The organism is Paraburkholderia sp. BR10954, from assembly GCF_040965775.1.
Lineage (GTDB): Bacteria > Pseudomonadota > Gammaproteobacteria > Burkholderiales > Burkholderiaceae > Paraburkholderia > Paraburkholderia youngii.
This window is the reverse complement of sequence record NZ_JBFRCK010000024.1, coordinates 33,786-53,496: the sequence shown is the minus strand read 5'-3', so window position 1 is coordinate 53,496 and position 19,711 is coordinate 33,786. Positions and strand designations below refer to the sequence as shown.

Below are 19,711 nucleotides of genomic sequence, written 5' to 3'. Positions count from 1 at the left end.
GTGCCTTCACCCTCTTTTCATCCAGGGACGTTTCAGTGGACATCAACAAACAGGTCGCGGCACTCACCGCGTCGGAACTTCAGACCGCCGGCGCGAGCCAGGCAACCGCAATCGCGGTCAGCGTCGTGCTGCGTCATCTTCGTTCGCCGGAACTGGCGAAACTTCTGTCGTCGGCATTTGAAAATCATCAGGCCGTGATGCTGCAAACGCCGTGGCCGGATCAGATGCTGCAAGCGTTCGAGTCGACGCGCCGCTTCCTCGAAGGTGCCGCGCAAGCGGAGTTGCCGGGTTCGCAGCAGGCGCCGGGAACGCCGGGCGCCTAAGTCGCGCGGCCGCAATGACAGGCCGCGGGGCAACCCTGCGGCCTTGCAGAGACCGTGCGGCAAAGAAAAAACCCCGTCGGTCCAAAGACTTGACGGGGTTTTTCTTGACTACCAATAAATGGTGCGAGGGAGGGGACTCGAACCCCTACACCCTTGCGGGCGTCAGGACCTAAACCTGGTGCGTCTACCAATTTCGCCACCCTCGCAGCCGGGTACGCCGCGATGCGTCATGCCCGATTGTCCAGTGCACTTCCATGCGCGCCAAACACGTGCCCGAAAGCGTAAGCGCGAGATTCTAACCGATTGATTCGCGCTTGTCTGCACCCGTCGGTATCTGCGCGCGCGGCGCCGATGCTACAATTTTCGGCTCGTCGAGACGGGCGCCGCAACGGACGCCAGCGCCCTTCTCGCCAGCCCTTCCCCACACTCTCATCCCGTGAATTTCGACGACTATTGCCAGCAGAAAGCGGCGCCCCCAGGATCGAGCACCTACTATGCGCTTCGCCAGGCCCGCGCAGCCAGTCAGCCGCTGTTGACGGCGCTCTTCGCATTGCGTCGCGAGTTCGAGGAAACGGTCAAGGAGACGAGCGATCCCGCGGTCGGCCGCACCAAGCTCGCGTGGTGGCAGAAAGAAATCGCCGCGCTCGCCGCGGGTTCGCCGTCGCATCCGGTGTCCAAGGCGCTCGCGGCCTATCTGCCCGACGCGCAGGCCGAGTATCCGGCTCTGCAGGAATTGCTCGCGGGCTTCGAGATGGATCTCGACCAGGCACGCTATCTCGACTATCCGAACCTGCGGCGCTATGTGCGCGGGGTCGGCGGCAATTTCGCGTCGCTGGTGTCGCGCGCCGCGGCAGCCGGATCGGCCGACGATGCCGAGCAAGCGTCGACGTGGGCCGCTCCGCTCGGCGAGGCGCTGATGCTCGCACAGTTCGTCGCCGAAACCGGCAACGATGCGCGGCACGGCCGCATCTACGTTCCGATCGACGAGATGCAGCGCTACAACGTCACCGCCGCCGATCTGATCAACCGCAAATACACCGACGCGTTCACCGAGCTGATGCGCTTCGAGACGCATCGCGCGCGCGATGCCGTGCAGAGCGCGCTCGCCGCGGTGCCCGCGAGCGCGCGGCGTGCCCAGCGCACGCTGCTCGCGCTCGCGGCGCTCGCGTTGGCGTTGCTCGATGAAATCGAGCGCGACGGTTATCACGTGCTGCATCAACGCATCGCGTTGACGCCGATCCGCAAGCTATGGATCGCATGGCGCGCGAAGTAGCCTGACAGCGGGGCGCGTCGATTCGCACCCATCCGCTCACGCCCGCAGCAATGGCAGCGGCTCGAACCGCCGCCGCAGAATCGTCGACGCGTCCAAGCCCCACCGCGGCCCGAGCACCGTCGCATAAATCTCGCAAAAATCCACGCCAACCGGCAGGTTGCCATTTCCGTCGAGCCGCGCAAGCATTGGCGGTACGCCATACAAACCGCCCCGCACGCGACCACCCGTCACGAAGTGCGGGGCCACCGTGCCGTGATCGGTGCCGTTGCTCTCATTCTCGCGCGGACGCCGCCCGAACTCCGCATACGTCATCACAAGCGTATCGTTCCACCGGCCCAACTCGACGAGCGCGGCCTGCATCGCCACCATCGCTTGCGCGAAGTGTTGAAGCAACGCGGCGTGCTGTCCGCGCTGGTTCTGGTGCGTATCGAAACCGTTCAGCGTTAGCCGGATCACGGCCACACCTCGGCCGCTCGATGACTGCTCCATTGGCGCGCGTCCGGCGGCAGCTATCTTCAGGGTGTCCGAAGCGGCCAGCACCTGCATCGCCGTTTTGATCGAACTGCCGAACGCGCCATCAGGAAACGCGGTCTTCAACTGAGGCACCGGCGTCGCGAGTCGCAAGGTCCCGACGAACTGTGTGCGATTGACCAGCGCGATCGCGCGCGCGCCATTTGCGAGCGGCCCCATTTCGGCGCTGCCGATCACGACGCCGTCGGCCGCGAAATCGAAGGGCACCGGCTTCATCGCGAACGCGCGCGTGAGCCAGCCGTCGCGCAGATACTGATCGGAGCGTGACGCGGTATCCCAGATCTCGATCGACCGGAAATGCGACAGGTTCGGCTGCGCGTAGCCGACACCCTGCACGATCGCGAGTTGCCGGCTGCGCCACAGCGGCATCAACGGCTGCAACGCTGGATGCAGCGCGGTGCGCTCGTCGAGGTGGATCATCTGTTCGCGTTTGATGCCGATGTTTTTGCGCAGCGCGTAGTACGCGGGATCGGCGAACGGGATCACGGTGTTCAAACCGTCGTTGCCGCCTTTGAGTTCGATCAGGATCAGCAGGTTGTCGTAACCGCGCCCCGGCACAACCGACGCTTTCGATGCATCCCGCCAATGCGCAGCGTTCGCGTCCTGCGCGGCGAGCGCGCGAGGCAAACACAGCAATGCGCCGGCGGCCGCGCTCATCGACAGAAAGCTGCGTCGTTCCATGCTGCACCTCGTCGTGATCATGATGGCGCGTGCCGGGCCGCCCGTTGCCTCTGCGCGAGCCAGATCGCGACGTCAAAGCGTACGCCATCCCGGCCATTGCGCGCCATGACGAACCGCGAGGTATCGTCGTAGCCGGCATCGAATGCGCGCAACGCGGCCATCACGAACTCGACTGGCGGCGAAGGCGTGTTCGCCCGGCGCGCACTCAGCTTGCTCGTAATAGTTCGTAACGCTGTCCGAGCCGCATTTGTTGCTCGCGACGCTGGTCCGGTCTCCGTGTGATGCGCTCGGCACGCATTGGAATGGGCTCGAACACCCAGTCAGGAGACGCCGATATCGCTTCGCTGCGCGCGCTGACGCGTGACGCTCACCACACACGTTGAAAAGGTTCGCCAACGCTGATCCGTTGCGCGTGAAATCTCGAACGGATGCTAGCGACTCAACAGAGCAGCGGACCAGGAAGTGGAAGCGGAAGGTGCAACAGGATTGTTCACGCGACGATGCGCGCGCTGAGACTAACGCTTGTACAACTCGCGCACGGCGTCTTCGATGTGCTGCCGCAGCAGCCGACGCTCCTCGGGCGTCATATGCCCGTCGCGCCGACGTTGATCGAGATCAGGGGGAACCGCGGTACGCAACATCACGTCAGAAGCAGGGTGATCGATGTTCGGATTGCGGTGGCTGGGTTTGCCATTGCCGGAGCGGGGCGCATGCTCGCTCGCCGCTCTATCCGCGGACGGCTGCGCATGGGCGAGCGTCGGGCCCAGTGTGCCTGCGAGCGTACCGGCAACCGCCAGTGCAATCACGCTCAGGCGCACATTTGGCCAAACCCCTCCCTTCATGTTGTTCCCTTCGTGGCGCGGCAACCGGCTACCTCAGATGCGTATACAAACCCCGGTAACAGCCGGGTACGAGAGTTTTGTCGAGTGAAGTATCCACCGAACAGCCGCATTCAGTAAAGGAGTCTAAACGCGCATACTTTACGTCGCGCCATACCGCGGGTAAATTTTGTAACTGACTGTAACCCCAGAAATGGTGTAACCGCGCACCACTTTCTAATCGCGCTAAGATGCCGACCATGGAAACCAAAAACCCTTCGAAAATCCTCGTCGTCGACGACGACCCACGCCTGCGCGATCTTCTGCGCCGCTATCTCGGCGAGCAGGGCTTCAACGTCTACGTCGCCGAAAATGCGCCGTCAATGAACAAGCTCTGGGTGCGCGAGCGCTTCGATCTGCTGGTGCTCGATCTGATGCTGCCCGGTGAGGACGGCCTGTCGATCTGCCGGCGTCTGCGCGGCAGCAACGACCGCACGCCGATCATCATGCTGACGGCCAAGGGTGAGGATGTCGATCGCATCGTCGGACTCGAGATGGGTGCCGACGACTACCTGCCCAAGCCGTTCAATCCGCGCGAACTGGTCGCGCGCATTCACGCGGTGCTGCGCCGTCAGTCGCCGTCCGAGTTGCCGGGCGCGCCGTCCGAGACCACCGAGGTGTTCGAGTTCGGTGAGTTCGCACTGAATCTCGCCACCCGCACGCTGACCAAGGCCGGCCAGGAAATTCCGCTTACCACCGGTGAATTCTCGGTGCTGAAGGTGTTCGCCCGTCATCCGCGTCAGCCGCTGTCGCGCGAAAAGCTGATGGAGCTCGCACGCGGCCGCGAATACGAAGTCTTCGACCGCAGCCTCGACGTGCAGATCTCGCGTCTGCGCAAGCTGATCGAGCCGGATCCGGGCAGCCCGCGTTTCATTCAGACCGTGTGGGGCCTCGGCTACGTGTTCATTCCCGACGGCGCAGCCTGAGTTTGTGCTCCGTTTTCATGTCGACCAGAGTAGGCGCTTTAGCTGTCGATCAGAGTTCGCGCTTCAGTGCGTCATCTGGTCTCATGCAAAGCACCTGCTTCGGTCCCATATAGTTTCTGTCTTTGACTCCAGATAAGAAGGGCCCATGCGGATCGACCGGCGCCTCCTGACGCTCGCGTTCGGCGGCCTTTTCTGGCGGACCTTTCTGCTGATCGCGCTGTTGATCGCAGTCAGTCTCGCCGCGTGGTTCCAGAGCTTTCGCGTGATCGAGCGGGAGCCGCGTGCGCAGCGCGTGGCTCTGCAACTCGTCGCGATCGTCAAACTCACGCGCACCGCACTCCTCTATTCCGATCCCGACCTGCGGCGCGCGCTGCTGCAGGATCTGGAGAGCAATGAAGGGGTGCGCGTGTATCCGCGCGAAGCCACCGACAAATACAAACTCCAGCCCGACGAATCACTGAATCGTCTGATCGAGCACGACATCCGCGGCCGTCTCGGCGACGACACGGTGATCGCGCAGAGCGTCAACGATATCAACGGCGTATGGATCAGCTTCAAGATCGACGACGACGATTACTGGGTCGCCCTCGATCGCGATCAGCTCGATAACGCGACCGGCCTGCAGTGGGCCGGCTGGGGCGTGTTCGCGCTTGCGCTGTCGCTGTTCGGCGCGGCGTTCATCACGAGTCTGGTGAACCGGCCTTTTGCGCGCCTCGCGATGGCCGCGCGTAGGGTTGGCTCCGGGCAATCGCCCGAGCCGCTGCCCGAGCGCGGCATGGGCGTCGCCGCCGAAACCAATCGAAGCTTCAACCAGATGGTGCGCGACCTCGAACAGCTCGAGGCCGATCGCGCGCTGATGCTCGCGGGCATCTCGCACGATCTGCGCACGCCGCTCGCGCGGCTGCGGCTCGAAACCGAAATGAGCCCGTCAGATCAGGCCACCAAGGACGCGATGGTCGACGACATCGAGCAGATGGACATGATCATCGGCCGCTTCCTCGACTACGCGCGTCCGGTGCAGCGCGTGCCGGAACCGGTCGACCTGTCGGTAATCGCGAGCGAGCTCGCGGCGCGGATGCAAAGCGAGGACAGCATGCGGCTGATCACACGGCTCGCTCCGTCGGCGGTGATCGAGGCCGATGAAACCGACATGCGGCGCGTGGTCGGCAATCTGCTCGAGAACGCGCGCAAATATGGTCTCAGCGACGGTGACGGTGTGCCACGCGTGATTCTCGAAACGCGCGTGTCGCATTCGCGCGTCGAACTGTCGGTGGTCGACGAAGGCCCCGGCATTCCCGAAGACCAGCTCGCGCTCGTCACGCGGCCGTTCTATCGCGTGAATTCGGCGCGCACCCAGGCCAACGGCACGGGCCTCGGCATGGCGATCGTGCAGCGGCTCGTCGCGCGTTATCGCGGCGCGCTGCGTCTGCGCAACCGCTCGCCCGGACCTGGACTTGAAGTGACGATCGAGTTTCCGCTCGCGAAAAGCGCGTGAGCCGACGACGCGCGACACGGCGCGCCGTCGTGATTCGAAGCACGCCGCTTTATGTGACTTCCGAAGGAGCCTTTGCATGAAAACCGTTGGCGACAAACTCGAAGCGTTCACCGTCATTGCCGCGAAACCGGGCTTCAACCATCCCGAAGAGCACGGCGTCTCGGCGTTCGAATACATCACCGATCAGTCGTTTCCGGGCAAGTGGAAAATCATCTACTTCTATCCGAAGGATTTTTCGCTGATCTGCCCGACGGAAATCGTCGATTTCAGCAAGCTCGTCAAGGAGTTCGAGGACCGCGAGGCGGTGCTGCTCGGCGGCAGCGTCGACAATGAATACGTGAAGCTCGCGTGGCGCCGCGAGGACAAGGCGCTCGACAGGCTCAACCATTACTCGTTCGGCGACGTGAAAGGCGAATTGATCGACCAGCTCGGCGTGCGCGACAAGGAAGCGGGCGTCGCGCTGCGCGCGACCTATATCGTCGATCCGGACAACACGATCCAGCACGTGTCGGTCAACAATCTATACGTGGGCCGTAACCCCCAGGAAGTGCTGCGCATCCTCGACGGCCTGCAAACGGACGAACTGTGTCCGAGCAATCGGACGATCGGCGGCGCGACGCTGTAAGCGGCACCGCCGTTCACGCAAACCAAAGCCCGCTCAGTTCCTGACCAGCAACACCGCGGCCTGCGCCTCGATGCCCTCGCCGCGGCCGAGATAACCGAGCTTCTCGTTCGTCTTCGCCTTGACGTTCACACGCTCGATCGGCAGGCCGAGGTCCGCCGCGATATTCGCGCGCATCCCTTCGATATGCGGCGCGAGCTTCGGCGCCTGCGCGATCACGCTGCTATCGACGTTGCCGATCGCAAAGCCCGCCGCCTTCACGCGCGCCACACATTCGCGCAACAGCACGCGGCTGTCGGCGCCGGCGAACTTCGCGTCGGTATCGGAGAAGTGGCGGCCGATATCGCCCAGCGCGGCCGCGCCGAACAGCGCGTCGGTGATCGCGTGCAGCAGCACGTCCGCGTCCGAGTGACCGAGCAGCCCGCGCTCGTACGGAATCGTCACGCCGCCGATGATCAACGCGCGTCCCGGCACCAGCGCATGCACGTCGTAGCCTTGCCCAATTCTGAAATCCATATGCGTCACATCCTCAAGTGCTGAAGCTTTTAAAGCTTCTTTAAAGCCTTTCCCAATCTTTCTATCGTGCGTATGCGAGGTATCACGAACCGGCGGCGCGGCTCAGAATCGCCTCGGCCAGATCGAAATCTTCCGGATACGTGACCTTGAAATTGCGCAGACTGCCTTGCACGAGCTTCGGCGCATGCCCCGACCATTCGATCGCGCTCGCCTCGTCGGTCAGATCGTGGCCGTCGGCCTGCGCACGCAGGATCGCCTCGCGCAGCATGCCGATGCGGAACATCTGCGGCGTCTGCGCCTGCCACAAGCCGTCGCGTGCCTCGGTCCGGGCGATGCGGCCATCGGCCGACGCGCGGTCGATACGCTTTAACGTATCGGCGACCGGCAGCGCCATGATGCCGCCGACAGCATCGTCCTTCAGCGTTCCGATCAGCGTGCGGATCAGCGCCGGCGTGATGCCGGGCCGGGCTGCGTCGTGCACGAGCACCCAATCGTCGTCGTGGGCACCGAACTCGGCGAGCGCGTGCAGACCGTTGAGCACCGACGCCTGGCGCGACGCGCCGCCCACGCGCCGCACCGCGAAACGCAGATTGCCGAAGCGGCGCGCGTCGAAGTGCTGGTCGTCGGGTGCGATGACGACTAGCGTCTGCGTGAACTCGCTGCACGCGTCGAACGCGGCGAGCGAGTAATGCAGCATGTCGCGGCCGGCGACAGTGCGGTATTGCTTGGGCATCGCGGCGCCGGAACGGCTGCCGGTGCCTGCGCACGGGATCAGGGCGAAGAGACGGGAAGTCACGAGTGCGGATGCCGCCAGGTCAAAGTAAAGGACGGATTTTATAATACGTCCTTCGCATTCACGCCCGTGGACGCGTAAACTTGGCCGTCGTGTGAGCCCCGAGCCGCTTTCTCCCCCTTATGCCAGACATCGCCGCAATCTCGCAGTCCTCCTCGCCCGTCGCGCTCGTCAAGGCCGGCCAGCGTTTCGCCTTCGACGGCACGCGCGGTTCGTCCGACGCGCTGCTGATCGCCCGCTACCATCTCAGCTATCGCGAGAAGATGCCGCTGCTGGCGGTGGTCTGCGAAAGCGCGGTCGACGCGCAACGGCTGTCGCAGGAAATCGGCTTCTTCGCGCCCGACGCGCGCGTGCGCCTCTTGCCCGACTGGGAGACGCTGCCTTACGACACGTTTTCGCCGCACCAGGACCTCGTGTCCGAGCGTCTCGCGACGCTGCACGATCTCGGCGAAGGCCGCTGCGACATCCTGCTCGTGCCGGCCACGACGGCCTTGTACCGGATGCCGCCCGCGTCGTTCCTCGCCGCCTACACGTTCTCGTTCTCCCAGGGCGAACGGCTCGACGAAGCGAAGCTGAAGGCGCAGCTGACGCTCGCCGGCTACGAGCACGTGAGCCAGGTCGTGCGTCCCGGCGAATACTGCGTGCGCGGCTCGCTGCTCGATCTGTTCCCGATGGGCTCCCCGCTGCCCTACCGGATCGACCTGTTCGATGACCAGGTCGACTCGATCCGCGCATTCGACCCCGACACGCAGCGCAGCCTCTATCCGGTCAAGGACGTGCGCCTGCTGCCGGGCCGCGAATTCCCGTTCGACGAAGCCGCGCGCACCGCATTCCGCAGCCGCTGGCGCGAGACCTTCGAGGGCGATCCGAGCCGCGCGTCGATCTATAAAGACATCGGCAACGGCGTGCCGTCGGCGGGCATCGAATACTATCTGCCGCTGTTCTTCGAGGAAACGGCCACCCTCTTCCATTACCTGCCCGACGGTTCCCAGCTCGCGTTCGTCGGCGATCTGGACGCGGCGATCCGGCGCTTCACGAACGACACGAAACAGCGCTTCAACTTCCTGTCGCACGACCGCGACCGGCCGATACTCGAACCGCAGAAGCTGTTCCTGTCGGACGAAGATTTCTTCACGTTCGCGAAACCGTTCGCACGGCTCGTGCTGCCCACCAACGGCGGCGGCGCCTGGTCGATCGCTCTGCCGAACCTCGCGATCGACCGTCACGCCGACGACCCCGTCTCGGCACTGCGCGCGTATCTGAGCACGACGCCGAACCGCGTGCTGTTCGCCGCCGAATCGGCGGGCCGTCGCGAGACGCTGCTGCAACTGCTCGCCGACAATCAGCTGAAGCCCGCCTCGGCCGACAGCTTCGCCGACTGGCTCAAGGGCGATGCGCCGTTCTCGCTCGGCGTCGCGCCGCTCGCGAACGGCTTCGCGGTGCCGGACGAAGGCATCGCGATCATCACCGAAACCGAGCTGTACGGACCGCTCGCGCGCCGCGCGGGACGCCGCCGCCAGGAACAGGCGAGCAACGTCGATTCGATGGTGCGCGATCTGTCCGAGCTGAAGGTCGGCGATCCGGTCGCCCATTCGCAGCACGGTATTGGCCGCTACATGGGTCTCGTGACGATGGACCTCGGCGAAGGCGAAACCGAGTTCCTGCACCTCGAATACGCGGGCGACAGCAAGCTCTACGTGCCGGTCGCGCAATTGCACGTGATCTCGCGCTACAGCGGCGCCGATCCGGAAAGCGCGCCGCTGCATTCGCTGGGTTCGGGCCAGTGGGAAAAGGCCAAACGCAAGGCCGCGCAGCAGATCCGCGATACCGCCGCCGAACTGCTCAACCTGTACGCGCGCCGCGCCGCCCGCGAAGGCCACGCGTTCGCGCTCGAACCGAAGGACTATGTGAAGTTCGCCGAGAGCTTCGGTTTCGAGGAGACACCGGACCAGGCCGCCGCGATCGCGGCCGTGATCGGCGACATGACGGGCGGCAAGCCGATGGACCGGCTCGTGTGCGGCGACGTCGGCTTCGGCAAGACCGAGGTCGCGTTGCGCGCGGCGTTCATCGCGGTGATGGGCGGCAAGCAGGTCGCGCTGCTGTCACCCACCACGCTGCTCGCCGAACAGCACACGCAAACCTTCAGTGACCGCTTCTCCGACTGGCCGGTGCGCATCGCCGAGCTGTCGCGCTTCAAGTCGACCAAGGAAGTGAACGCTGCGATCCAGCAGATCAACGAAGGTTCGGTCGACATCGTGATCGGCACGCACAAGCTGCTGTCGTCGGATGTGCAGTTCAAGCGGCTCGGGCTCGTGATCATCGACGAGGAGCATCGCTTCGGCGTGCGTCAGAAGGAAGCGCTGAAGGCGCTGCGCGCTGAAGTCGACGTGCTGACGCTGACCGCGACGCCGATTCCGCGTACGCTCGGCATGGCGCTCGAAGGCCTGCGCGATTTCTCGGTGATCGCCACGGCGCCGCAAAAGCGCCTTGCGATCAAGACCTTCGTGCGGCGCGAGGAAGACAGCGTGATTCGCGAAGCGATGCTGCGCGAGCTGAAGCGCGGCGGCCAGGTCTACTTCCTGCACAACGAAGTCGAGACGATCGAGAACCGTCGGCAGATGCTCGAAGCACTCGTGCCCGAAGCGCGCATCGCGGTCGCGCATGGCCAGATGCACGAGCGCGAACTGGAACGCGTGATGCGCGACTTCGTCGCGCAACGCGCGAACGTGCTGCTGTGCACGACGATCATCGAAACCGGCATCGACGTGCCGAGCGCGAACACGATCCTGATCCATCGCGCCGACAAGTTCGGTCTCGCGCAATTGCATCAGCTGCGTGGACGCGTCGGCCGCTCGCATCACCAGGCGTATTCGTACCTGCTCGTGCATGATCCGCAGGGGCTCACCAAGCAGGCGCAACGACGGCTCGAAGCAATCCAGCAGATGGAGGAACTCGGCTCGGGCTTCTATCTCGCGATGCACGACCTCGAGATTCGCGGCACCGGCGAGGTGCTCGGCGACAAGCAGTCGGGCGAGATTCACGAGATCGGCTTCCAGCTTTATACCGACATGCTCAACGACGCGGTGAAGGCGCTCAAGAACGGCAAGGAGCCGGACCTCACCGCGCCGCTCGCGGCGACCACCGAGATCAACCTGCATTCGCCGGCGATCCTGCCGTCGGACTACTGCGGCGACGTGCAGGAACGTCTGTCGCTGTACAAGCGCCTCGCGAACTGCGAACACAGCGATTCGATCGACGGTATCCAGGAGGAGTTGATCGACCGCTTCGGCAAGCTGCCGCCGCAGGCGCATGCGCTGGTGGAGACGCATCGTCTGCGGCTCGCCGCGAAACCGCTCGGCATTTCGAAGATCGATGCCGGCGAAGCGGTGATCGGCCTGCAGTTCATCCCTAATCCGCCCGTCGACGCGATGCGGATCATCGAGATGGTGCAGAAGCACAAGCACATCAAGCTCGCGGGCCAGGACAAGCTGCGTATCGAAACGCGCAGCCCGGATCTCGCGGTGCGCGTCGCGACGGTCAAGGAGACCTTGCGCGCGCTCGGTTCGCCGAGCCGCGGCACGGCGCCTGCGCCCGCGCGCTGAGGGTCCTGAAACAGCAATAAAACGGGGGGACGTCCCCCGTTTTTTTGCATCGATGCTGCGCTGCGCCAACGCGCGCCGGCCGTTTTGGCCACCTTACCAATATGCAATATGGGATATGATCGATAGACACAAAATGATGGAGTCATGTCATGTCTCACGTCGCTGAAACAGCGCAATCGTCGCAGTCGCCCGCCTCCTCCGCTTCTCCCGCTTCTCCGGTATCTCTGCCCTGGGTCACCCGTCTGGTGTCGATGGACACGGTGAGCCGCAATCCGAATCTCGGCCTGATCGAAACCGTGCGCGACGAACTGCGCGCGGTCGGTATCGACGCGACGCTGACGCACGGCAAGGGCGGCAAATGGGCGAACCTGTTCGCGACGATTCCCGCGCACGATGGCGAAACGAACGGCGGCGTCGTGCTGTCGGGCCATACGGACGTCGTGCCAGTGGATGGCCAGCAATGGGACAGCGATCCGTTCAACCCCGAGATTCGCGGTGACAAGCTCTACGGCCGCGGCACCTGCGACACGAAGGGGTTCATCGGCGCGGCGCTCGCGCTCGTGCCCGAGATGCAGCGTACCAGGCTCGCGAAACCGATCCACTTCGCGCTGTCGTTCGACGAGGAAGTTGGCTGCGTCGGCGCGCCGTTGATGATCGCCGATCTGATGAAGCGCGGCGTGAAGCCGGACGGCTGTATCGTCGGCGAGCCGACCAGTATGCGTCCGATCATCGCGCACAAGGGCATCAACGCGTATCACTGCTGCGTGCGAGGCCAGGCCGCGCATTCGTCGCTGACGCCGAAGGGCTTGAACGCGATCGAGTACGCGGCGCGCCTGATCTGCCACATCCGCGACATGGCCGACCAGTTCCGCGCGCAAGGCCCGTTCGACGAACTGTACGACGTGCCGTTCAGCACCGCGCAGACTAGCACGATCACGGGCGGCAACGCGATCAACACCGTGCCGGCCGAATGCCAGTTCCAGTTCGAATTCCGCAATCTGCCGACGCTCGATCCCGAGCAGATCTTCGCGCGCATCGACAGCTACGCGCGCGAAACGCTGTTGCCGAAAATGCTGCGCGAGCATCCGTCGGCCGCGATCGAGATCACGAAGATCGCCGCGGCGCCCGGACTGGATTCGTCTGAGCAGGCCGCGATCACGCAACTCGTGCGCGCGCTGACGGCCGACCAGGATAAGCGTAAGGTCGCGTACGGCACCGAGGCAGGCCTGTTTTCGAACGCGGGGATTCCGAGTATCGTCTGCGGCCCCGGCGATATCCAGCAGGCGCACAAGGCGAACGAATTCGTCGAGCTCGAGCAGCTCGTCGCGTGCGAGCGCTTCCTGCACAAGTTCATTCACAGCATGTCGGTCGAGGCCGCTTAGCCCGTCTCGTTGCAGCGGCGCGCAGCCGTGGTGAACCTGCGCGCCGCGCCACAGGTCTGAGCGACATCGACGACTCCGGAGCGACCGCCATGTCCAGCGCCATGCAGCAGCACACGGATCACACGATCGACGGCGAGCCGATCCCCACGCTCGACGACATCGCCGCGCAGCATTTCGCATTGACGCCGTGGGTCGCGCGCACGCCGGTGTTCGACCGGCTCGACTTCTCGTCGCTGCGCGGCACCGTCGTCAATTTCAAGTTCGAGCTCTTGCAGGCGGGTGGCAGCTTCAAGGCGCGCGGCGCCTTTACGAACCTGCTCGCGCTCGACGACGCGCAGAAGAGCGCGGGCGTGACCTGCGTGTCAGGCGGCAATCACGCGGTGGCGGTCGCCTATGCGGCGATGCGGCTCGGGGTCAGCGCGAAGGTCGTGCTGTTCAGCGCGGCGAATCCGGCGCGCGTCGCGTTGTGCCGTGCATACGGCGCCGACATCGTCTATGCGGAAGATCTCGCCGAAGCGTTCGAACTGGTGCGACGCATAGAGGCCGAGGAAGGCCGTTATTTCGTGCATCCGTTCAACGGTTATCGCACGGTGCTCGGCTCGGCGACGCTCGGCTACGAATGGGCGACGCAAACACCCGACCTCGAAGCGGTGATCGTGCCGATCGGCGGCGGCGGACTCGCGGCCGGCGTCTCCACCGCGCTGCGCCTCGCGAATCCGAACATCCACGTGTACGGCGTCGAACCCGAAGGATCGGATGTGATGAGCAAGAGTTTTGCCGCCAACCATACGGTCAGAATGGGCCATATGTACAGCATCGCCGATTCGCTGATGTCGCCGCATACCGAGCAATACAGCTACGAGTTGTGCCGCCGCCATATCGATCGGCTCGTCACGGTGTCCGACGATCAGTTGCGCGAAGCGATGCTGATCCTGTTCAATCAGTTGAAGCTCGCGGTCGAGCCGGCTTGCGCGGCCGCCACCGCCGCCTTGCTCGGACCGTTGCGCGAACAGTTGCAGGGCAAACGCGTGGGCGTGCTGCTGTGCGGCGCGAACATCGACCCGGTCAGTTTTGCCGCGCATCTGGAGCGCGCGCGTCATGGCGAGTCACAGTTTCCTCATTAACGACACGCGGCGAATGCAATTGTTGCGTCGGGGCCAAAGCACTAGCCTATCCGCTTCAGGTTGGTATGATTCGGCTATTCATATCAGGGAGGTGTGTGTATGAGCATGATCCAGGAATTTAAAGAATTTGCCCTCAAAGGCAATGTGATGGATCTGGCGGTCGGTGTGATTATCGGCGGCGCATTTTCCACCATTGTCAATTCCGTGGTTAAAGACCTGATCATGCCGGTCGTCGGGCTCGCTACCGGCGGCTTCGATTTCTCCAATCTGTTCGTTCGCCTCGGCCATATTCCAGCGACTTACAAAGGCAACCCCGAATCGTATAAAGACCTGCAGACGGCCGGCGTGGCGGTGTTCGGTTACGGCTCGTTCATTACCGCGACGATCAACTTCATCATTCTCGCGTTCATCATCTTTCTGATGGTCAAGTTCATCAACAAACTGCGCAAGGAGCCGCAAGCTGCTCCGGCGGAACCGCCGCCGACGCCGGAAGACGTGCTGCTGCTGCGCGAGATCCGCGATTCGCTGAAAAACCAGCAGCGTTAATTGTTAAAATGAGCTCGGTTTCAAATACCTGAGCCAGTGAAATGAAAAAGGCCTGTTGCGACTGACTTCGCAACAGGCCTTTGTCTTTTCACTTTGCTTTCAGCACACTGCCCTTTATAGAGCCTCACGCATTCTTTTGCGCCTTCAATTGCGCGGCGCTTTCGATCATCGCTTCGAGCTGGCCGAAATTGACAGGCTTCGTCAGATGCGATGTAAAGCCCGCACCCAAACAACGGCGCACGTCCTCGTCGGTGCCGAAGCCGGTCAACGCGACGGCTGGCACATCGGAATGTTCGCGAAACGCCTCGATGAAATCGAGGCCGGTGCCATCGGGCAACCCGACATCGCTGACAACCAGATCGAAGTTCTGCAGCTGCATCGCCGCAAGCGCATCGTCGATGCGCCCGACCACCGTCACCTGATGACCCAAGCCGTGCATCAATTGGGCCATCACGTCGGCGGTATCGGCATGATCCTCGATCAGCAGCACGGTCAGCGAACTTGCCGGCTGCACGGTGCTCGGCACGATGACCGGCGGCGCGGCGGTCGGCGCGGCCGCGGTCGGCAGCGTGATCGTGAAGGTTGCGCCGCAATGCGGACCGGGACTCTGCGCGGTCACGGTGCCGCCGTGCACGTCGGTCAGCGCCTTCGTGATCGCGAGACCGAGACCCAGCCCGCCGAATTGCCGCGTCATACTCTGGTCGCCCTGCTCGAACGCGTTGAACAGCTTGCCGATCTGCTCCGGCTCGATGCCGATGCCGGTGTCTTCGACCGAGATCTGCACCTGCATGCGTTCGTCGCGCGTGCGTACATAGATATGGCCGCCGTCCGGCGTGAACTTGGCGGCATTGCGAATCAGGTTCCACAGCATCTGTTGCAGACGCGCGCGATCGGCGAGCACGTAGTGATGTGTCGCGCGCTTGTCGACATGCACGTCCTGCTGCTTGACCTGGATTTCGCTGCGAAAGAGTTCGAGCACGCTGTCGATCACGTCGTGCACGTCGACGGTTTCCAGCGACAGCCGCAGCTTGCCGTTCGCGACGCGCGTCAGATCGAGCAGATCGTCGATCAGCCGCGCCTCCAGCTCGACGTTGCGGCGGATCATCCGCACGCTCGCGCGCGCCTGCTCGGGCAGATCGGCAATCATCTCGAGCACGCTCGCGCCCGCCAGCACCGGCGTGAGCGGCGTGCGCAATTCGTGCGACAGCATCGCGAGAAAACGGTCCTTCGCGCGATTCGCTTCTTCGGCGGCCTGGCGCGCGGCCTGCTCGGACTCGAGCAGCCGCTCGCGCGCCTCGATCGCCTCGCGCTGCGAGTGAATGTCGGTGCAACTGCCGAACCATTTGCTGACGTTGCCTTCGGCATCGCGCATCGCGACCACGCGCACGTCGAACCAGCGGTACTCGCCGTCGTGGCGGCGAATCCGCATCTCGTGCCGATAGTCGCCGTTGCGGCTCGCCACGGCCTTGAGCCAGCTTTGCCGGATCTGCTCGCGATCGTCGGGATGCACAGCGTCGAGCCACGCAAGACCATGCGAGCTGGGTTCGGGCAAGCCCGTGTAGTCGTACCATTGCTTCGACAGGAAGTCGCAATCGCCGGCCGCGTCGCAGGTCAGCACCAGATGCGGCAACGTCTCCGACAGCGTGCGGTAATGCAGTTCGCGATCGCGCAGCAGCAGCGCTTCGTCGGACGCGCGTTGCAGCCGCACCTGCGACAGCACGCGCTCCACGGCCTCCGGCAGATAGTCGAGATAGTCGCCGGACTTCGGCACCACGTCGGACACGCCCGCGCGCAGCGCTTCGATCACGCGCGACTCGTCGGTGAAGCCGGTCACGAGAATCGCCGGAATGCGCACGCCCTCCGCGCGCAGGCGCCGAAAGAAATCGAGCCCGGTCTCCGGCCCGTTCAACTGATAGTCGAGCACCAGCAGATCGAGGCCGCCGCTCGCGAGCCGCTCGCGGGCCGCCTCGACACCGGCGCAGATCGCCACCCGGAAGCCGGCGCGTTCGAGCGACTTGCGCGCGAGCCGCAGGATGCCCTCGTCGTCATCGACAACGAGCACATAAGCGGCTTGCGGCTTGGACACTTCTTCGGTCATGCGGATGCTCTGTGGCTAAGGTCAGTGCTTATGTTGTCATGAACGGCTTTCGGTCGCCTTCAGGCCGGCTCGAGCCGATGCGCCGGCGGCAGCTTGACCACTTGCAGAAAAAAGCCCAGCCGGCGCACGGCCTCGATGAACGTATCGTATTCGACCGGCTTGCAGACGCAGACGTTGCAACCGGGTTCGTAGCAGCGAGCGGATTCGCGCCGGCGCGGCGCAGATTCCGCTCGACGAGCGTTGCGTGGCCGTCGTCGTCTTCGATCAGAACGAAGCTGGCCGTTTGCGCGTGATTCATAGGCTCTCCGTGCCAACGATTCGTCATCCATGTCCGCGCCGGCATGCGCAACGCTCAGAAGCGCACGGGCTGCTCGGGCAGCACCACGAAAAAGGTCGAACCGGCGCCTTCAGCCGATTCGACCCAGACGCGTCCGCCGTGCCGCTCGACCGTGCGCCGCACCACCGCGAGGCCGATCCCCTCGCCGCTAGCGGCGTCTGCATGCAGACGCTGGAACGCGCGAAACACCTTCGATAGATACGCGGCCGGAATGCCTAGCCCATTATCGCGGACGTAATAGGTGCGCATCCGGACCGCGCGCGGCTCGCTTTCATCGACGGGTTCGGGCGCCAGCGCGCCGACCTCGATGCGCCCGCGGCGCGCCGGATCGAGAAAAGTCAGCGCATTGCCGATCAGGTTGCTGAAGATCTGTTCGACCGCCGCCGGATCGCCCCATGCGGGCGGCAGCTCGCGCACCGTGACACTCGCGGCGCGCTGGTCGATCGTGCCTTGCAGCCCATCGACGACCCGCGCCACCGCGCGCCCGACGCTGACCCGCTGCCACTGGTATTCGAGCCGTCCCGCGCGCGAGATGCGCAACAGCGCGTCGATGATCGCCGCCGCGCGCGCAACAGCCGTGCGCAAATAGTGCAACGACTCGCGCACGTCGCCATTCAGAATCTGCGTCATGCGCCGCGCTTCGATCTCAGGCAGGCGAGCGCGCCTGACGAGGCCGTCGAGTTCGTCGCACGATACGTGCAGTTCCTTCGAAAACCCTTGCAGATTCACGAGCGGCGAGCGCAGATCATGCGACACGCTGTAGATGAACATCTCGTTGTCCTGCGTTTCCTGGCGCAATTCCTCATTGACGGCCGTCAGTTCGCGCGCGCGTGCTTCGAGCTCGGCCTTTAGGGCCTGCTGCCCGGCTTCCGCCTCGCGCAGGCGCGTATCGGTCTGATGCAGCACCGTGTCGAGCGCGGCGATTTCGTCGCTGCCCGACAACGGCGCCGCGAGCGGCCGGCCGCTGCCGAGCCGCTCGGCGTTATCGGTCAGCACTTCGAGGCGCTGGCCGATGCCGCGCGCGAACACGAAGGCGGTGACCGCCCAGATCAGCATCGAGCCGAATGCCGCGGCGATCAGCGTGCGCTGCTGAAGCTCGCGACGCTCGCCGAGCGCGCTCGCGCGCTCGACATCGAGTACCGACGCCGCCGCGTCGAACTGGGCCAGCTCCTCGCGGAACACGGCGATCTGCTCCGGCAACTCGCCGGTTTCGAGCGCGATATAGGGGCGTAGACTGCGCCCCTCGTGCAAAGCCTGCGAGATCGCGACACTCTGTTCGCGATACGCGCCGATCGCGCGCCGCATGCTGCGTACGCGCTCGGCCTGGGCCGGTGTTTCGGCGACGAGCGCATCGAGCTTCGCGAGGCGGTCGTTCAGTTCGACCCACACCGCGTGGCGCTCGATCAGCGACGCATCGCCCGTTACCATCGCGGTGCGCACGCGCGCGGCCTGGCGCAGCAGCGGGTCGACGATGGCCGACGACTCGTAGAGGATCTGCTTGCTGTTGTCGACCCATCGCGCGGCCTGCGCGGTGCGCTCCTGGGTGTCGAAGACGACCCCGAGCAGCGCGAGTTCGACCACGCTCGGTATCGCGATCAGCAGCAGGCCTTTGGTGAATAGTTTCATGGTTCCGTCAGGGCGTTCAGGCTGTGGTTCAGGCTGTCACTCGAACGGCGGGGCTCGCGCACCCGTGGCGCCCTGTAAGGCGGGCGCCGCGCGGCCGGACGGGCCATTATCGACGTGAACCAGAGATATTTCAACGGCGCGCCTGCAAGCGCTCGACCACACAAAAATGACTTTTTTATTGGGATGGGATGTTTTTTCCGCGCCGCCTGCGTCTATGATGGAGACAAGGTGTGCTGGGATGCGAATGCGCGCGGCGAGGCGGTTCGGCATGATTCGTGCGGGAGCGGTGGAGCGATGCAGCAACGTCGAATCATCGTGAATCCGGCCTTGTCGTATGCTATAAAAGATCGACGTGCGGCGCGCGAAAGCCGGGAGTGGTCGCATGAGGACGCAGCGTTTCTTGCAATTCTTTTTCAGGCGAATTTTTATGTCCTTCCCGAAAAAGCGTAGACGCGCGAAGGTGGACGGCGACGAGTCGTTCCTCGCGGTTCTGCGGCATTTCAAGCCGTTCGGTCAACTCGACACCAAGATTGCGCGGGCTCGCGCGCAGGACGAACCGGTGCTCTATGCACACGTACTGCCCGGACTCGACGTGCTTCTATGCAGTGTGCGCGGCGCGCAGCCGCCCTACCCCGCACCAGCCGAATTGCGGCGGCGCTGCATCGAATCCATTACCAACGCACTGGAGCAACCGCTCGATGGTCTCGAGAACGGCGGCTACTGGTACGAGGCCGACGGCTTCGGCTTCCTCGTGTTCGCGAGTCGTGCGCGCGGCAAGATTCTGACGGAGTTCGGCGCGACGCGGATCGGTACTCGCCGCGGCGTGCGTCGCCAGGATGCGTCGGGCGATGCAACACCGCGCTCTCTCCGGTAGCGCCGATCAGAGACCTTGAAGTTCAGGGTTACTGACAGCTCGTTTCGTCGTCATTCATCCGCGGTTTCGACAGCCGATGTCGAC

18 protein-coding genes, 1 tRNA gene and 1 pseudogene are annotated in these 19,711 nt (G+C 64.2%); 11 read left to right on the top strand and 9 right to left on the bottom strand.

Annotated elements, in window-relative coordinates:
* Positions 1 to 35 precede the first annotated feature (35 nt).
* On the top strand, positions 36 to 323 hold the full coding sequence (locus tag AB4Y34_RS27770) for a hypothetical protein (protein ID WP_176108606.1): 288 nt from the start codon (positions 36 to 38) through the stop codon (positions 321 to 323).
* A gap of 119 nt (positions 324 to 442) precedes the next feature.
* Here the strand turns inward: AB4Y34_RS27770 and AB4Y34_RS27765 are convergent.
* A tRNA-Leu gene (locus AB4Y34_RS27765) sits at positions 443 to 529 on the bottom strand.
* A gap of 230 nt (positions 530 to 759) precedes the next feature.
* Between AB4Y34_RS27765 and AB4Y34_RS27760 the strand changes: the two genes are divergently transcribed.
* A complete protein-coding gene (locus tag AB4Y34_RS27760) occupies positions 760 to 1,596 on the top strand; it encodes a squalene/phytoene synthase family protein (protein ID WP_176108607.1) in 837 nt (278 codons plus the stop codon).
* Between the two features lie 36 nt (positions 1,597 to 1,632).
* Here the strand turns inward: AB4Y34_RS27760 and AB4Y34_RS27755 are convergent, their stop codons facing one another.
* From AB4Y34_RS27755 to AB4Y34_RS27745, 3 genes are all read right to left on the bottom strand, one after another.
* The gene (locus AB4Y34_RS27755) at positions 1,633 to 2,808 is read right to left on the bottom strand and encodes a DUF1501 domain-containing protein (RefSeq protein ID WP_368717831.1); all 1,176 of its coding nucleotides are present in this window, start codon (positions 2,806 to 2,808) and stop codon (positions 1,633 to 1,635) included.
* A 17-nt stretch (positions 2,809 to 2,825) separates the two neighbouring features.
* Positions 2,826 to 2,969, bottom strand: coding sequence for a hypothetical protein (locus AB4Y34_RS27750; RefSeq protein WP_368717830.1), 144 nt, complete (start codon positions 2,967 to 2,969; stop codon positions 2,826 to 2,828).
* 354 nt (positions 2,970 to 3,323) lie between these two features.
* Positions 3,324 to 3,650 carry a hypothetical protein gene (locus AB4Y34_RS27745; RefSeq protein ID WP_368717829.1) on the bottom strand — a complete coding sequence of 109 codons (327 nt, stop codon included), beginning with the start codon at positions 3,648 to 3,650 and terminating at the stop codon, positions 3,324 to 3,326.
* A 236-nt stretch (positions 3,651 to 3,886) separates the two neighbouring features.
* On the opposite strand from AB4Y34_RS27745, the gene ompR reads away from it, so the two are divergent.
* From ompR to AB4Y34_RS27730, 3 genes are all read left to right on the top strand, one after another.
* Positions 3,887 to 4,612, top strand: a complete 726-nt coding sequence (ompR, locus tag AB4Y34_RS27740; RefSeq protein ID WP_033379433.1) for a two-component system response regulator OmpR — start codon at positions 3,887 to 3,889, stop codon at positions 4,610 to 4,612.
* A gap of 145 nt (positions 4,613 to 4,757) precedes the next feature.
* Entirely contained in the window at positions 4,758 to 6,107 is a 1,350-nt protein-coding gene (locus AB4Y34_RS27735; RefSeq protein WP_176108611.1) for an ATP-binding protein, read from the top strand.
* A 76-nt stretch (positions 6,108 to 6,183) separates the two neighbouring features.
* Positions 6,184 to 6,732, top strand: coding sequence for a peroxiredoxin (locus tag AB4Y34_RS27730; RefSeq protein WP_176108612.1), 549 nt, complete (start codon positions 6,184 to 6,186; stop codon positions 6,730 to 6,732).
* A gap of 33 nt (positions 6,733 to 6,765) precedes the next feature.
* Here the strand turns inward: AB4Y34_RS27730 and ispF are convergent, their stop codons facing one another.
* Both ispF and ispD read right to left on the bottom strand, forming a co-directional pair.
* Positions 6,766 to 7,245, bottom strand: a complete 480-nt coding sequence (gene ispF, locus AB4Y34_RS27725) for a 2-C-methyl-D-erythritol 2,4-cyclodiphosphate synthase (RefSeq protein WP_368612116.1) — start codon at positions 7,243 to 7,245, stop codon at positions 6,766 to 6,768.
* Positions 7,246 to 7,327: 82 nt separating this feature from the next.
* Positions 7,328 to 8,041 carry a 2-C-methyl-D-erythritol 4-phosphate cytidylyltransferase gene (gene ispD, locus AB4Y34_RS27720; protein WP_176377835.1) on the bottom strand — a complete coding sequence of 238 codons (714 nt, stop codon included), beginning with the start codon at positions 8,039 to 8,041 and terminating at the stop codon, positions 7,328 to 7,330.
* 119 nt (positions 8,042 to 8,160) lie between these two features.
* On the opposite strand from ispD, the gene mfd reads away from it, so the two are divergent.
* The 4 genes from mfd to mscL all read left to right on the top strand — a co-directional run bounded on the left by mfd (position 8,161) and on the right by mscL (position 14,692).
* Positions 8,161 to 11,640: a transcription-repair coupling factor gene (gene mfd / locus AB4Y34_RS27715; protein ID WP_368717828.1), complete on the top strand. Its 3,480-nt coding sequence runs from the start codon at positions 8,161 to 8,163 to the stop codon at positions 11,638 to 11,640.
* 149 nt (positions 11,641 to 11,789) lie between these two features.
* Positions 11,790 to 13,022, top strand: coding sequence for an acetylornithine deacetylase (gene argE / locus AB4Y34_RS27710; RefSeq protein WP_368717827.1), 1,233 nt, complete (start codon positions 11,790 to 11,792; stop codon positions 13,020 to 13,022).
* 89 nt (positions 13,023 to 13,111) lie between these two features.
* A complete protein-coding gene (locus AB4Y34_RS27705) occupies positions 13,112 to 14,146 on the top strand; it encodes a threonine/serine dehydratase (protein WP_176377838.1) in 1,035 nt (344 codons plus the stop codon).
* Positions 14,147 to 14,245: 99 nt separating this feature from the next.
* The gene (gene mscL, locus AB4Y34_RS27700) at positions 14,246 to 14,692 is read left to right on the top strand and encodes a large conductance mechanosensitive channel protein MscL (protein ID WP_018432034.1); all 447 of its coding nucleotides are present in this window, start codon (positions 14,246 to 14,248) and stop codon (positions 14,690 to 14,692) included.
* Positions 14,693 to 14,816: 124 nt separating this feature from the next.
* Here mscL and AB4Y34_RS27695 read toward each other — a convergent pair whose 3' ends face one another.
* The 3 genes and pseudogenes from AB4Y34_RS27695 to AB4Y34_RS27685 form a co-directional block, all read right to left on the bottom strand.
* Positions 14,817 to 16,790 carry a response regulator gene (locus AB4Y34_RS27695; RefSeq protein ID WP_368717826.1) on the bottom strand — a complete coding sequence of 658 codons (1,974 nt, stop codon included), beginning with the start codon at positions 16,788 to 16,790 and terminating at the stop codon, positions 14,817 to 14,819.
* A gap of 59 nt (positions 16,791 to 16,849) precedes the next feature.
* Positions 16,850 to 17,088: pseudogene (locus AB4Y34_RS27690) on the bottom strand (hypothetical protein).
* Positions 17,089 to 17,142: 54 nt separating this feature from the next.
* Positions 17,143 to 18,753 carry an ATP-binding protein gene (locus AB4Y34_RS27685; RefSeq protein ID WP_368717825.1) on the bottom strand — a complete coding sequence of 537 codons (1,611 nt, stop codon included), beginning with the start codon at positions 18,751 to 18,753 and terminating at the stop codon, positions 17,143 to 17,145.
* A 114-nt stretch (positions 18,754 to 18,867) separates the two neighbouring features.
* Between AB4Y34_RS27685 and AB4Y34_RS27680 the strand changes: the two genes are divergently transcribed.
* Both AB4Y34_RS27680 and AB4Y34_RS27675 read left to right on the top strand, forming a co-directional pair.
* A complete protein-coding gene (locus AB4Y34_RS27680) occupies positions 18,868 to 19,203 on the top strand; it encodes a hypothetical protein (protein ID WP_157646264.1) in 336 nt (111 codons plus the stop codon).
* The gene (locus AB4Y34_RS27675) at positions 19,136 to 19,627 is read left to right on the top strand and encodes a hypothetical protein (RefSeq protein WP_013089382.1); all 492 of its coding nucleotides are present in this window, start codon (positions 19,136 to 19,138) and stop codon (positions 19,625 to 19,627) included. Before AB4Y34_RS27680 ends, AB4Y34_RS27675 begins: the two co-directional genes overlap by 68 nt.
* Positions 19,628 to 19,711 lie beyond the last annotated feature (84 nt).